We start from the raw sequence: 13,720 nt of genomic DNA on the forward strand, positions 1-13,720 counted from the left end.
CACCTTTCGGTGTGTTATCCCCCTGTATAGGGCAGGTTACCCACGCGTTACTCACCCGTCCGCCGCTAAGCTGAATCATAGCAAGCTAATCATCAACTCCGCTCGACTTGCATGTGTTAGGCACGCCGCCAGCGTTCATCCTGAGCCAGGATCAAACTCTCTATAAAAAATTTCTGGGTGGTTATTTCTAACCATTATATGCTGGCTTAATTCTTACACTGTGTAGTTTTCAAAGACCAAAGTTTGTGTCGCTTGTCATCAGCGACTTATATAGATTATCATATCTGTCGTTTCGTGTCAACAAGTTTTTTTATGGTAATTTTTATAGCTTGTTTCTCGCGACGACAAAATCTATCTTACCATGTTTCTTACATCAAATCAACTGGTAATTTTTCCTACCGTCTAACTCTCACCCCTAAAATGGGGCGGAAGAATAATATAGCATGTTTATGTGTCTAGGTCAATATCTTTTAAGTTCTAAATTTATCCAATTTCTAAATTTATATATCTATATAAAGAAGGATTTTATACTCGTCATCATAAAAATAAGCGCACCAGAACAATCTTTAGTACGCTTTATTTATAAATTGTTTAAAATCATCTACTACTTGATCTGATTGTCCTTCTATATAGGATTCTGGAATTTCGAAAGCTTTTAAATCTATATTTTCTCTCTGGAGTAGTTCCAAAAGTTCCTCAATGAATATACCTCTCTTCCCCAGAATATCACAGGAAGGGCTCCCCTGTATGCCGATTAAGCCTAAAATATGATAATCTTTTTTTATGTATTCTCCTAATTCCTTTACTATGGGGATAGATAGTTGTTTGCAGTGGAGATGATAGCTTTCCTTATCATATTCCTCCTTTGTTTTGGGAGGCCGACCCTCTCCTAGATAAGTAAACTCTGGGCAAGGTAATTGTATAATTCCAACATTATAGTCTAAGAGAATCCTTACAATTGAATTAAAAGCACCTTCTGCTCTTTCCCAATCTCTAATGACTGCATTTTGATTTAATATACAGTGGGTTGCTAGAATAATCTTCTTTTTTCTAAGCATTTTTTGTTAACTGCCCTTTCAAAACATCTTTTGGTAGTTTTGTAATGATTAAAGATACCAGAATACAACTTGCGATCTTATCAATAAGATTTTCAGTAATTCTCTGTATAAAGGCTGCTTGAAAAATCTTCTGCCCACTGTTTACAAGCCAAATGAAAAGAAAGTCTGTTCCATTACCTGTTAATCCATCAAATAGCCATACTGCAATGGGCGTTCCAATAAGTGGTGCTACCACAGACAGTATCAATCCTGTAATCACAGCAGTTTTAATATCAAATTTCCATCTTTTCGCAATAAAGCCTACAACCAAGCCTACCATAATATTTACAAAGGCAAATGGAATCGTGATAGGATTTGTAATCATTCCTTGAATTACATTGGATAATCCACCTGCCACAGCGCCTGCCAATGGGCCAAAGATAGAAGCTACAAAAATTGTTCCTATGGTATCAAGAAAAACAAAAGGGATATTTAATGTTTGTACAACTGTTCCCAATACCAAGTTGATTACAACGCCTAAAGATGTCATAATCATCGCATTTGTTGATGAGAAAACTGAATTTTTCATAGTAATTCCTCCTGTAAAATTTTTCAAAATCATTATATCCATTTTGAATACAATAATAAAATTAATTTTTTCTATACAAATTTTCTTTTCTATAGATTGTTATAATACATAAAAATGAATTTCCATTTTGTTGCAACCCACTTTTTCTATCATAGAATTATTTCTTCTGAAAATAATAATAGCAAGAGGTGAATTTTATGGCTAAAAATAGAACCAAGGAAAAACATATGGCTAGGCCAGTAGAAGAACATAATACTGCTGCCTGGGCAAATATTGAAGAGCTTCAACCTGTTTCTAGAGTGCCTATTCCCAATGAAACACAAGTAAAAAATGCAAAGGAATGGGTAGATACCAACCAAAAATAAATATTTCTAAAAAATAGGGAAGATCCGAACCTAGGATCTTCCCTATTTTTATTCATATTTCATATCTGCAAAACGTCTATAGTTTTGATATCTTTCCTTGGCATGCTTTTCTGCTTGATTGAACAATTCATCTGCGATGTCAGGGAATACATTCATAATTTGTGTGTAGCGAATTTCGCTCTCTATGAAGTTCCTAAATGGCGCCGTTGGCTCTTTAGAGTCCATGATAAACGGATTTTTTCCATGCTCTTTCAATCTTGGATCAAAGCGATACAAGTGCCAATAGCCTGCTTCTACCGCTCGCTTCTCCTGGGCAACGCTGGTTCCCATACCAGTCTTAATACCATGGCTTACACAAGGGGCATAGCAAACAATAATAGATGGTCCTTTATATGCTTCTGCCTCCATAATCGCCTTAATGGTGTGATTCATGTTGGCTCCCATAGAAATCTGAGCTACATAAACATATCCATAGCTCATGGCCATCATGCCTAAATCCTTCTTACGAATTCTCTTCCCTCCAGCCGCAAATTTTGCAACGGCAGCCGTTGGTGTAGATTTAGAAGACTGCCCGCCAGTATTGGAATAGATTTCAGTGTCCATAACGAGGATATTTATATCTTCACCTGCAGCAATGACATGGTCTAAACCACCGTAACCAATATCATAGGCCCATCCGTCCCCACCAACAATCCAAACAGATTTCTTAATCAGATAATCTTTCTTCTCCAAAATTTCTTTTACAATAGGATCGTTCTGATGATTATGCTTATTCAATACTTCTAATAGTTTTTGAGAGGCCTTTTTTGAACCTTCGCCATCCTCCATGTTGTCAAGCCATTCTTTGAAGGCTGATTTACATTCTTCATCAATGTTCGATTGGAGACCTTCTCTCATTAGATTTCCTAGTTTTTCTCGAATCTGTTTTACACCTAAAGCCATTCCAAATCCAAACTCTGCATTATCTTCAAATAACGAGTTTGCCCATGAAGGTCCTTTTCCATTGGCATCTGTGGAATAGGACATTGATGGTGCACTAGCTCCCCATATGGATGAACAGCCTGTGGCATTGGCAATCATCATTCTATCACCATATAATTGAGTTAGAAGTTTTACATAGGCCGTTTCACCACAACCTGCACAGGCTCCTGAGAACTCTAATAATGGTCGTGCAAATTGACTATTTTTTACGGTTCCTTTATCTACTAGATGATCCTTATCGGTAACCCTCATGGCGTATTCCCAGTTTTCTCCCTGTCTTACAATTTCCTCTTCTGCATCTACCATCACCAGTGCTTTTCCTGGTGCAGGACAGACATCCGCACAATTGCCACATCCTGTACAATCTAATGGACTGATTTGAATCCGATATGCTAATCCTTCTACGCCTTTACCAATTGCTTTCTTTGTCTCAAAGGTTTCGGGTGCTGCTTTCTGCTCTCCCTCATCCAGTAGAAATGGGCGTACAACTGCATGGGGGCATATGTAAGCACATTGGTTACATTGGATACATTTTTCTGTCTGCCATTGAGGAATCATCGCTGCAATACCACGTTTCTCATAGGATGTTGTACCCATTGGGAATGTTCCATCCTCCATTCCTTTAAAAGCACTGACAGGCAGCTCATCTCCTTCATGTCTCGCCATAGGTCGTTGAATATTTTTAACAAAATCAGGTTCATTCTTTATTGGTAACTCTTCATCCTTGGCATCAGCCCAGTGGCTTGGTACATTCACTTTGGTTAGGCCGTTTACGCCTTTGTCTACAGCTTTTAGGTTCATCTCCACAATTTTTTCACCTTTTTTACCATAAACATTTTCAATAGCATCCTTCAAATAATTTATTGCGTCCTCTATAGGAATTACCTTTGCCAGTTTAAAGAAAGCCGCTTGCATGATCATGTTGATTCGATTGCCTAAACCAATTTCTGTGGCGACCTTCATAGCATCAATCACATAAAATTCAATATTTTTCTTTGCAATGGTTCTCTTTAACGATGCTGGTAACTTTTCATCCAGCTCCTCTGGTGTCCATGGACAATTTAAAATAAAGATACCGTTTTTCTTAATTCCCTTTAATAAATCAAAATGATTTACGTAGGACTTGTTATGGCATGCAATAAAATCAGCATTATAGATTAAATAAGGCGATCGAATGGGCTTCTTTCCAAACCTCAAATGGGAGATCGTTGAACCACCAGATTTTTTACTATCATAAGAAAAATATCCTTGGGCATATAAGTTTGTTTTATCTCCAATAATCTTGATAGCAGTCTTATTCGCCCCTACTGTTCCATCGGAACCTAATCCCCAGAATTTACATTGAATGGTTCCTTCAGGAGTTGTATCAACAATATCTTCTTCCTTTAAGGATGTATGGGTGATATCATCTACGATACCGATTGTAAAACCATTTTGAGGATTATCTTGTTTTAAATTGTTATACACAGCAATGATTTGAGAAGGTCTCGTATCTTTTGATCCAAGGCCATATCTTCCTCCTACAATCACAGGTTGATTTTCTTCTCGATCATAGAATAGACTGCGTACATCTTCATATAATGGCTCCCCTACTGCACCTGGTTCCTTTGTTCGATCTAATACAGCAATCTTTTTCACACTTAAGGGAAGTACATTAAAGAAGTATTTTGCCGAGAAAGGTCGATATAGGTGTACTTTGATCAACCCTACTTTTTCACCCTGACTCATTAAATAGTCTATGGTTTCCTCAATGGTATCACATACAGAGCCCATAGCCACAATCACATGCTCAGCGTCCTCTGCGCCATAATATTTAAAAGGCTTATATTCCCTTCCTGTCAACTTGGTGATATCATACATATAATCCATGACAATATCTGGCACATTATCAAAGAATCGATTGGCCGATTCTCTGCCCTGGAAGTAAATATCTGGATTTTGTGCTGTCCCTCTCGTAACAGGATGCTCAGGATTAAGAGATCTTTCTCTAAATGCTCTTACAGCATCATGATCTAACAATGCACCTAGTTCATCATAATCCAACACTTCGATTTTTTGATATTCATGGGAAGTCCTAAACCCATCAAAGAAATGTAGGAATGGTACCCTTCCCTTAATGGCAGCTAGATGAGCTACAGACCCTAAATCCATGACTTCTTGAACACTACTGGAAGCCAAGAGAGCAAACCCGGTCTGTCTTGTAGCCATTACATCCTGATGATCTCCAAATATGGATAAGGCGTGGGCTGCTATGGCGCGAGCACTCACATGAAATACTGCTGGCAGCAATTCTCCAGCCATTTTATACATATTAGGAATCATCAGTAGCAAACCTTGGGATGCTGTATAGGTAGTAGTTAATGCGCCAGCCTGTAAGGAACCGTGTACTGCACCAGCTGCTCCTGCCTCCGATTGCATTTCCACCACCCGAACAGGCTGTCCAAATAAGTTTTTCTTCCCATGAGCTGCCCACTCATCTACACCTTCTGCCATCGATGAAGAAGGCGTTATGGGGTAGATGGCAGCCACTTCCGTAAATGCATAGGATACGTATGCGGCAGCCTCGTTACCATCCATAGTTTTCATTTTTCTTGCCATCAATCTTCCTCCCTTTCGTTCATGTAAAATGGTGCTTTCATTTCCATATGGTGTAATTGTCTTATATCCTAAAGTATATTATTTGAAATTTCCCCATTATCATACATGGGAAGTTCAAAATTTTCCAATATGCAGTAACATAAACTAGAGAAGTGGAGGCAGCTATTTCGTTCACTGCCTCCACTTCTCTAATTGAATGGATACCTCATGATAAATTCCTTTAGTTTGTGCAAATCCTCTATATATGTCTTTTTTAACTCCTGACGATAAATAATAGATGCAGGATGATATAAAGGGAAGATATAATAGCCTTCTTTTTTTATGGGTTCTCCATGTACCCCTCCAATAGTAACTTTTTGATCCTTTAATACAGCCTTTAAGGGTACATTTCCCAGGGTTACCACCACCTTGGGCTGAATGGCGCGGATCTCTTCCATCATATATTTTTCATACTTTTCAACTTCATCTTTACTTGGAGGGCGGTTAGATTTTCTTCCTGTCTTCTCATTTATCTTGTAAGGTCGAATTTTTACCACATTGGTAATATAGATATCCTCCCTATTTAATTCTAGAATCTGTAAAAACTCATCTAAATTTTTCCCTGCCTGCCCTACGAAAGGCCTCCCCAGTTCGATCTCTTTAGCTCCTGGTGCCTCTCCCACTAAAACAAGCTTTGCTTCGCTATTGCCTTCTCCAAAAACGATAGGATCAGTGCTTTCTTTTCTACATTGTATTTCTAAACTCTCTAGTTTCTCTTTTTTCAAAAATATCACCTCTACGTATTTCTCATGAAACGACGAAGACATCATTTCCTACATCTTATAAGCTCTTATCTTCAATCAATTCATCATACTTTTTACGAATCATTTTAAAGTCTTCCCAGAAAGGTCTTTTTTTAACCGAATCTCGAAGCACCGCTGAAGGATGATAAGTTGCCATAATCCATATGTTCTTCCGCTCATACCAAGTTCCACGTTGTTTTGTTATTTTAAAACTAGGATCGATGATGTTCGTTGCTGCGATAGATCCTAAGCATATGATGATTTTGGGCCTAATTAGCTTTACCTGCCATTTTAGGTAAGGGATACAAGCTTCCATTTCTTCTTTGATAGGGTTTCGATTGTGGGGTGGCCTGCATTTTACAATATTTCCTATATATACATCTTCCCGAGTAAGTCCTATTCCTTCGATAGCCTTGGTTAAGAGTTGTCCTGCTGGCCCTACAAATGCTAGTCCAGTATCATCCTCGACTTGCCCCGGTCCCTCACCGATGAACAAAATTTCTGCCTCAGGATTTCCCTGACCAAAAACTGTATTTTTTCTATCCTGATGCAATGGACATAGATGGCACCCCATTACAATTCCCCTTAATTCCTCCAAAGTATACATTTCCATCTCTCCAATTCCTTTGACTTCTTATTTATATATTTAGAGAAAAAGGAATGAACTCCTTCTTATACGTCCAAAATACATAGAAAAAGGAGTGACTCCATGAAATACAATCCTCTTTATAAGTCATTGTATCAAACAAGAATCATTTACAAATTTGTTAAAGATGTATTTCCCCTAGTTGATCAGGAACTGAATATTTGGAAAAAAGCAGCCTCTGATGGCATAGATACAGTTCTTTCCCAACAGGCCCTTGCCAGCATAGAAAAAAAGGCCTTTCATGCCCAGGGTGGTGCTATTTATAGCTTATATACAAAACAGGTAAACCCTTCGTTGATTAAATTTATTGTAGCCCTTCAAACCATTAGCGATTACTTGGACAATCTTTGTGACCGAGTAGGTTTAGAGGATCATACTGCCTTCTTACAGCTCCATAGGGCCATCACCGATGCACTAGATCCTTCTGACACATTTTCTGACTACTATGCCAATTATCCCTATAGGAATGACGGTGGATACTTACACCAACTTGTAGCTTCTTGCAAAAGTTACATTATCCATCTTCCTAAATATTCTTTGGTACAACAGGAAGTTATGAGTTTAGGCAAATTATATGGTGAAATGCAGAGCTATAAACATATTTCTTCTATGCGTCGAGAGAATGCCCTGAATGCCTGGGCACAACACTACCTGTCTTCCTTTCCCGGTCTATCCACATGGGAGTTTTCTGCAGCCGCAGGTTCTACCTTGGGCATCTTTCTTTTATGTGCATTGGCTTCTGATGAAAATCTTACAAAGCTAGAAGTTCAAGCTGTAATGGATGCATATTTCCCCTGGGTCTGTGGACTCCATATCTTACTAGATTATTTTATTGATCAAAGGGAAGATCTTTCTACTGGAGATTTAAATTTTGTATCCTATTATCAGGATATTGACATAAAAAAAGAAAGATTGCAGTGGTTTTTACAACAGTCCTTAGACAAAGTTCTGTCTCTTAAAAACCCAACCTTTCACCTAACAGTTATCGAAGGTCTTCTTGCCATGTATTTTTCAGACCCCAAGACATTTCATGGCGAGGAAGCCTTGATTCATCGTGAAATTCTAAAATATGCTCCTTATTCTACTTCTATTTTATATAATATTTGCAAGCAGCTCAGAAACAAAAATATCATCTAGAAAACAAATAATTTTATTTATCAATAAACACTAAAAATTCATCTACTAAATAGGGATCAAATTGTTTTCCCTTTTCTACTCTAAAAATATCACGAATATCTTGTCTAGATAGTGCCTTTCGATAAGGTCTATCAGAAATCAGGGCATGATAGCAGTCACAAACAGATAAGATTCTGGATTCAAAAGGGATGTCTTCACCTTGTAGACAATAAGGATATCCCTTACCGTCCCATCTTTCATGATGATGGAGGATTATATCAGATAAGAATCCTAATCCTTCAACTTGGCTAATGAGGTCACTTCCTATTTTACTATGTTCTTTTATCACTTTGTACTCCATATCCGATAAAGAACCAGGTTTTAGCAGAATACTCTCTTCAATAAATATCTTTCCCACATCATGAACGTGTCCTGCCATTTCCATCTGGATTACCTGCTGATGACCAAGACCCATATAGGAAGAGAATGCCTCACATAGTCTTCCAACTTCATTACAATGTTCAAAGGTATAATGATCCTTTATGTTAATTACTGCCGTCAGTGCTTGCAAAACACCTTTGGCCAACGAAAGAGATTTTTCCTCATCCATACCACACACCCCAGTCCCCAACTCAGATAATTAAATTCTTCTTTTGTAAACAATAGAAATGCATACTTTGTATGCTTCGCCAGAGGACTCTCTCCCCTTCGACGGCTGCAAAGCAGCCTGGGCACCTCTCTTCCTGGGACATTGGAACGCTTCCCCTGCATCCCTGTTTTTTCATGCTATAAAAAATTATACTTTTTTATAGCATGAAAAAAACCTGCTTATAGATCGATAAAGGCCTCTATAGCAGGAGTATTCTCTTACTATTTCAAATGGCAGCTTGGCAATCATCGTTTCGTCAACCTTAGACCCATAGCTTTGCGTCCTTATCTTTCGATAAGTTTGCCTTTATCATGTGTTTTCTTTTCATTAAGACTGCAAATAATTCTCATCTATAGTTATTTTACCAATGGTGTAAAATTTTGTCAACATCTGTAGGTAAATTTATTCATTTTTTTTCATTACACATCTTTATATTTTCAAAAATAATGTAAATAATAAAAAAATTATTTTTTACGAATAAGAATTTTTTCTGCAATTTCACTGAGATTATACCTACTATTTGAATCTTTTATGTTCTTCAGCGCTTCTTTGGCTATTCTTACAGAATTCACTGCATCCTTATGAGCTTCCTCCAAGGCATAACTATCCTGTAAAAGCCTTAAAATCTCTTTATAGGCATCTTCAGTAAAACCATACTTTTCAAAAATTCTTTCTAAACCTCTTTTGTATTCCTCCTGCATCATGAGCTTTAACACAGGCAATGTTATATTTCCTTCTTTTAAATCACTACCCACGGGTTTACCTAAAATTACTGGATCCCCTGTGAAATCCAATATATCATCAATAATCTGAAAAGCATAACCAATATGAGTACCATAAATTTTTAACGCATCTATTTCTTTATCTGTTGCCCCTCCTGCAATGGCTCCAGCCTGACAACAAGCTGCGATGAGTGCCCCAGTCTTTTTATAGATTCTTTCGTAATAATCCTCTACAGACTGGTTGAAGTTAAACCGATTGTCTGCCTGAACAATTTCTCCATCACACATCTCTGTAATGGCTTCCACTACTAGATTCATAGAAGGAATCAGCTGATTCGCGGCTAAAATTTCAAATGCCTTCGCAAAGAGATAATCTCCCACCAAGACAGATGTAAGATTTCCTTTTTCTGCATTCAAAGAGGGTTTATTTCGTCTTATATTTGATTCATCGATAATATCATCATGTACCAAAGAAGCCATATGTATTAATTCAAAGGCAGCTGCAGTCTTAATTACTTTTTCATTTAATGTACCAAAGCATTGGGCAGTATTTAATACCAATAAAGGACGAAGTCTTTTCCCTCCTGCCCCAATAAGATCAAAGCAAATTTTTTGGGTTTGCCCTCCATTAGCTGAGACTGTATTATACAAAACTTCCTCCACTTGATCTAAACCTTGAATGTTATAAAAATCAAATTTTTTATCTTTTATTCGTTCTTTTCCAGTAACGCTGCTCAAGTTATTTCCTCCTTAATCATGCATGTATTATTCATTATTGTCTTTATATGATGCTACTAAACCCCTGATAAGGAGTTATGAGTGTAAAAAAGTAAATATTTCCTTCGCAATAAATAAAATATGCGACATATCGTAGTCAACCGTTCTGAATCATTGCTGCCCGTAATCGGAACGCCACAAAGGGCGTTCCGATTACGGGCAGCAATGATAGTTGGAGTGGTATCTAAGGTCTGTGGGCGATTCATGAATCCCCCCTACCAATGTGTACAGTATCTCGTAGGGATCGGCACTCTCTGTCGTTTCGTGGTTTTGAATCCCTATCTTTTTCGGAACAGAGGGCATCGTTCCCTACACAAAACATGATTTTTTATGGTTTTGTAGGGTTGGACGACCCTGTCCAACCGTTATTGTTATGTCGCATTTATCTACAAATATGCCTCATCTTATTATGGTATCCAACTTTAAATGAGATAAAAAAAAAGAACTCCTTTGGCGTTAACCATTAGGAGTTCTTGTATATTTCAAATCATCATCAAACCTAAATATTCAAATTCTTTAAAATACGATAAAACACATTTCGGCTTTTTCTCTTTTCTTCATACTTTCTCTCAATTTCTTCCCGATCCCTCATTCTAATAATATAACTATCTACCCTGCTTACATAATGATGACCAGTAGTTGTTTCCTCACTCCAATGTCGTAGCTTTAAACCCGCCTTTTCCATTTCCCATCCACCCTCTTTTGTTTATCTGTAATATAATATTTTCGCTACTCACAAAGGGTTTCCTTTAAGTTTTTATAGACAAATTCCTTGATATATCAACATCTTCGTAGATTTATGGTGTTTTATGTCTGTATTGTTTTTCTACTTATTTCCCAGGAAATAGACAATCTTCTACACTTCATAAATCACTAAAAAATAAGAACCAGAGGTCTCCCTCCAGTTCCAAAATTTATTTTGCCTCTCCAAGGTAGGCATTTTTCACTTCTTCGTTTGTCAATAGTTCTTTACCTGGTCCTTCCAGCACGATGGTTCCGGTTTCCAATACATAACCATAATCCGCAACCTCCAGAGCTGCCTTGGCATTTTGTTCTATCAATAAAATCGTCATACCTTGGCGATGGATTTCTTTAATGATATTAAAAATTTCTTTTACCAACAAAGGTGCCAATCCCAAAGAAGGCTCATCCATCATCAATAGCTTTGGCTTTGTCATGAGACCACGTCCCACAGCTAACATTTGCTGCTCACCACCAGACATAGTTCCTGCCTTCTGCCACAATCGTTCCTTTAATCGTGGGAATAGTTCGTAAACCCATTCCATATCCTTCTTAATTTCATCCTTATCAGATCTACAATATGCACCTAAAATAAGATTTTCCTCCACCGTAAGGTTGGCAAAAACCCTTCTACCTTCGGGTACCAGTACAATGCCTTTTTCTACGATATCCTTGGTCTTATACTTTGTCAATTCTTCACCTTGATGCCGAATAGACCCTTGGGACGGTTTTGTAATCCCCATAATACTCCGTAAAGTTGTACTTTTTCCAGCCCCATTGGCACCAATCAATGTGATAATTTTGTTGTCCGGTATATCAATATTAATCCCTCGAAGGGCATGAATACCTCCATAATGAACATTTAGATTTTGAATATGCAACATCTAATCCACCCCCAAATATGCTTCAATAACCTTTTCATTGTTCTGAATTTCACTGGGGGTTCCCTGTGCAATGGTTACACCATGATCCAATACAAAAATTCTTTCACAGATCCCCATAACCACCTGCATATGATGCTCAATCATAAAGATTGTCAACTTAAACCGATCTCGTATATCTGCAATAAAATCCATCAGTTCTAAAGATTCCTTTGGATTCATCCCCGCCGCAGGTTCATCCAATAGTAACACCTTTGGATTTGTAGCCAAAGCTCTGGCAATTTCCAATCTCCTTTGCTTTCCATAGGGTAAAGATGTTGATTTTTCATGCATTAGATCTTGTAAACCTACCTCTTCTAATAAATGGATAGATTTTTCATACATTGCTTTTTCTTCTTTTCTGTAATTAGGAAGCGTCAACATGGCAGAAAACACATCAGATTTTAATCGAAGATGATTTGCAATAAGTACATTATCCAATACGGATAACTCCTTAAATAATCTTATATTCTGAAAGGTTCTTGCCACTCCCAGCTTTGTGATTTCATCTGGCCTATATTTGGTGATATCCACTGCACTCTTATCATCCTGAAAAAACACGCTTCCTTCTGTAGGCTTATATACCCCTGTAATCATATTAAATGCTGTCGTCTTTCCAGCACCATTTGGCCCAATTAATCCTACGATTTCTCCTTCATTTAAGGTCATATCAAATTGGGATACTGCTACCAGACCGCCAAATCGCATGGTGATATTGTCTACTTTTAAAATACTCATTGTCTCACTTCCTTTTTTGGAGTCTTTTTAAAGCCTTTGATCTTGGAAAACCAATCCCAAGAAAATTCATTGGTTCCCATCAACCCCTGCTGATAGAATAAAATTACAATCATTAAAAGAAGAGAGAAAATTACCATACGCATTCCTGGTATTCCTTTAATCTGTACAAATCCTAAATTAATGTTTTCATCTAATACACGCAGTACCTCCATGGCCACAGTAACAACGACCGCTGAAATTGTGGTTCCTGTAATACTACCAATACCACCTAGCACAACAATCAATAATATATTGAAGGTCAATACAAATCGGAACATATTGGGATCAATGGTTCCCAATAGATTTCCCAAGAGTGCCCCTCCAACACCAGCAAAGAAAGCTCCCATGATAAAGGACATTACCTTATGCTTAAATAGACTAATTCCCATGGCTTCTGCTGCAATCTCATCTTCACGAATGGCTTTGAATGCTCTTCCGTAGCTGCTCTTAATCAAAAACACCATAAATAGAATAGTCACTATGGCAGTACCCCAACTCCACCAAACATTGGTATGGGTAGGCAAACCCTTTAATCCTAATGCCCCGTTGGTCACACTTTGTATATTTACAAAGACAACGCGAATAATTTCACTAAATCCTAATGTAGCAATGGCCAGATAGTCATCTTTCAACTTTAGCACTGGACTACCAATTAAAAATCCCACAAGAGCTGTTACAACCCCTGCCATAAGTAATGCTGGCAGAAAAGGCCATTCCACCTTTGCTAGAAAAGGAACGATGGGTTTCATGAAAAAATTCATTTCTTTCATAGCAGGGGGCATGGTCAAAAGTCCAGCTGTATAGGCACCTACAGCCATAAACCCTGCATGACCTAGAGAAAACAATCCCGTAAACCCATTAATTAGATTCATACTCAATCCTAGTACTACATAAATACCACATAGATTTAGTATTTTCTTCTGGTAGGGATCGAAGGTTTTATTGAGTATAAAAAGTAAGATGATAAAACCAAGGATCGCTCCGATATTTAATAATATTTTTTGTTTTTTCATCGCCATC

14 protein-coding genes, 1 rRNA gene and 1 riboswitch are annotated in these 13,720 nt (G+C 37.7%); of the genes, 2 read left to right on the forward strand and 13 right to left on the reverse strand.

Features of this window, described 5'->3' with window-relative positions:
* The 3 genes from HNQ80_RS20340 to HNQ80_RS20350 all read right to left on the reverse strand — a co-directional run.
* Window positions 1–167: ribosomal RNA gene (locus HNQ80_RS20340) — 16S ribosomal RNA — on the reverse strand; the annotation flags it as partial.
* A gap of 399 nt (window positions 168–566) precedes the next feature.
* The gene (locus tag HNQ80_RS20345) at window positions 567–1,058 is read right to left on the reverse strand and encodes a CD3072 family TudS-related putative desulfidase (protein WP_184312532.1); all 492 of its coding nucleotides are present in this window, start codon (window positions 1,056–1,058) and stop codon (window positions 567–569) included.
* Window positions 1,051–1,626, reverse strand: coding sequence for a CD3073 family putative ECF transporter S component (locus HNQ80_RS20350; RefSeq protein ID WP_184312533.1), 576 nt, complete (start codon window positions 1,624–1,626; stop codon window positions 1,051–1,053). Before HNQ80_RS20350 ends, HNQ80_RS20345 begins: the two co-directional genes overlap by 8 nt.
* Window positions 1,627–1,823: 197 nt before the next feature.
* Between HNQ80_RS20350 and HNQ80_RS20355 the strand changes: the two genes are divergently transcribed.
* Entirely contained in the window at window positions 1,824–1,991 is a 168-nt protein-coding gene (locus tag HNQ80_RS20355) for a CDIF630_02480 family spore surface protein (RefSeq protein ID WP_184312534.1), read from the forward strand.
* 48 nt (window positions 1,992–2,039) lie between these two features.
* Here HNQ80_RS20355 and nifJ read toward each other — a convergent pair whose 3' ends face one another.
* The 3 genes from nifJ to HNQ80_RS20370 form a co-directional block, all read right to left on the reverse strand.
* The gene (gene nifJ / locus HNQ80_RS20360; protein WP_184312535.1) at window positions 2,040–5,570 is read right to left on the reverse strand and encodes a pyruvate:ferredoxin (flavodoxin) oxidoreductase; all 3,531 of its coding nucleotides are present in this window, start codon (window positions 5,568–5,570) and stop codon (window positions 2,040–2,042) included.
* A 188-nt stretch (window positions 5,571–5,758) separates the two neighbouring features.
* Entirely contained in the window at window positions 5,759–6,334 is a 576-nt protein-coding gene (locus tag HNQ80_RS20365) for a uracil-DNA glycosylase (protein WP_243183453.1), read from the reverse strand.
* 55 nt (window positions 6,335–6,389) lie between these two features.
* The gene (locus HNQ80_RS20370; RefSeq protein WP_243183455.1) at window positions 6,390–6,959 is read right to left on the reverse strand and encodes a uracil-DNA glycosylase; all 570 of its coding nucleotides are present in this window, start codon (window positions 6,957–6,959) and stop codon (window positions 6,390–6,392) included.
* A 102-nt stretch (window positions 6,960–7,061) separates the two neighbouring features.
* On the opposite strand from HNQ80_RS20370, the gene HNQ80_RS20375 reads away from it, so the two are divergent.
* Entirely contained in the window at window positions 7,062–8,135 is a 1,074-nt protein-coding gene (locus HNQ80_RS20375) for a tetraprenyl-beta-curcumene synthase family protein (RefSeq protein ID WP_184312537.1), read from the forward strand.
* A 13-nt stretch (window positions 8,136–8,148) separates the two neighbouring features.
* Here HNQ80_RS20375 and HNQ80_RS20380 read toward each other — a convergent pair whose 3' ends face one another.
* From HNQ80_RS20380 to HNQ80_RS20410, 7 genes are all read right to left on the reverse strand, one after another.
* Complete coding sequence (locus tag HNQ80_RS20380; RefSeq protein ID WP_184312538.1) at window positions 8,149–8,724, reverse strand: HD-GYP domain-containing protein; 576 nt, start codon at window positions 8,722–8,724, stop codon at window positions 8,149–8,151.
* 268 nt (window positions 8,725–8,992) lie between these two features.
* Window positions 8,993–9,078: riboswitch (cyclic di-GMP riboswitch) on the reverse strand.
* A 149-nt stretch (window positions 9,079–9,227) separates the two neighbouring features.
* Window positions 9,228–10,223, reverse strand: coding sequence for a polyprenyl synthetase family protein (locus tag HNQ80_RS20385; protein ID WP_184312539.1), 996 nt, complete (start codon window positions 10,221–10,223; stop codon window positions 9,228–9,230).
* Between the two features lie 56 nt (window positions 10,224–10,279).
* Complete coding sequence (locus tag HNQ80_RS20390) at window positions 10,280–10,468, reverse strand: hypothetical protein (RefSeq protein WP_184312540.1); 189 nt, start codon at window positions 10,466–10,468, stop codon at window positions 10,280–10,282.
* 293 nt (window positions 10,469–10,761) lie between these two features.
* Entirely contained in the window at window positions 10,762–10,947 is a 186-nt protein-coding gene (locus HNQ80_RS20395; RefSeq protein ID WP_184312541.1) for a hypothetical protein, read from the reverse strand.
* 229 nt (window positions 10,948–11,176) lie between these two features.
* Window positions 11,177–11,887, reverse strand: coding sequence for an ABC transporter ATP-binding protein (locus tag HNQ80_RS20400; RefSeq protein WP_184312542.1), 711 nt, complete (start codon window positions 11,885–11,887; stop codon window positions 11,177–11,179).
* Entirely contained in the window at window positions 11,888–12,661 is a 774-nt protein-coding gene (locus HNQ80_RS20405) for an ABC transporter ATP-binding protein (protein ID WP_184312543.1), read from the reverse strand. It lies immediately after the preceding gene.
* The gene (locus HNQ80_RS20410; protein WP_184312544.1) at window positions 12,658–13,713 is read right to left on the reverse strand and encodes a branched-chain amino acid ABC transporter permease; all 1,056 of its coding nucleotides are present in this window, start codon (window positions 13,711–13,713) and stop codon (window positions 12,658–12,660) included. The genes HNQ80_RS20405 and HNQ80_RS20410 overlap by 4 nt, the downstream gene beginning before the upstream one ends.
* Window positions 13,714–13,720: the final 7 nt, after the last annotated feature.

Source organism: Anaerosolibacter carboniphilus (assembly GCF_014205875.1).
GTDB classification, from domain to species: domain Bacteria; phylum Bacillota; class Clostridia; order Peptostreptococcales; family Thermotaleaceae; genus Anaerosolibacter; species Anaerosolibacter carboniphilus.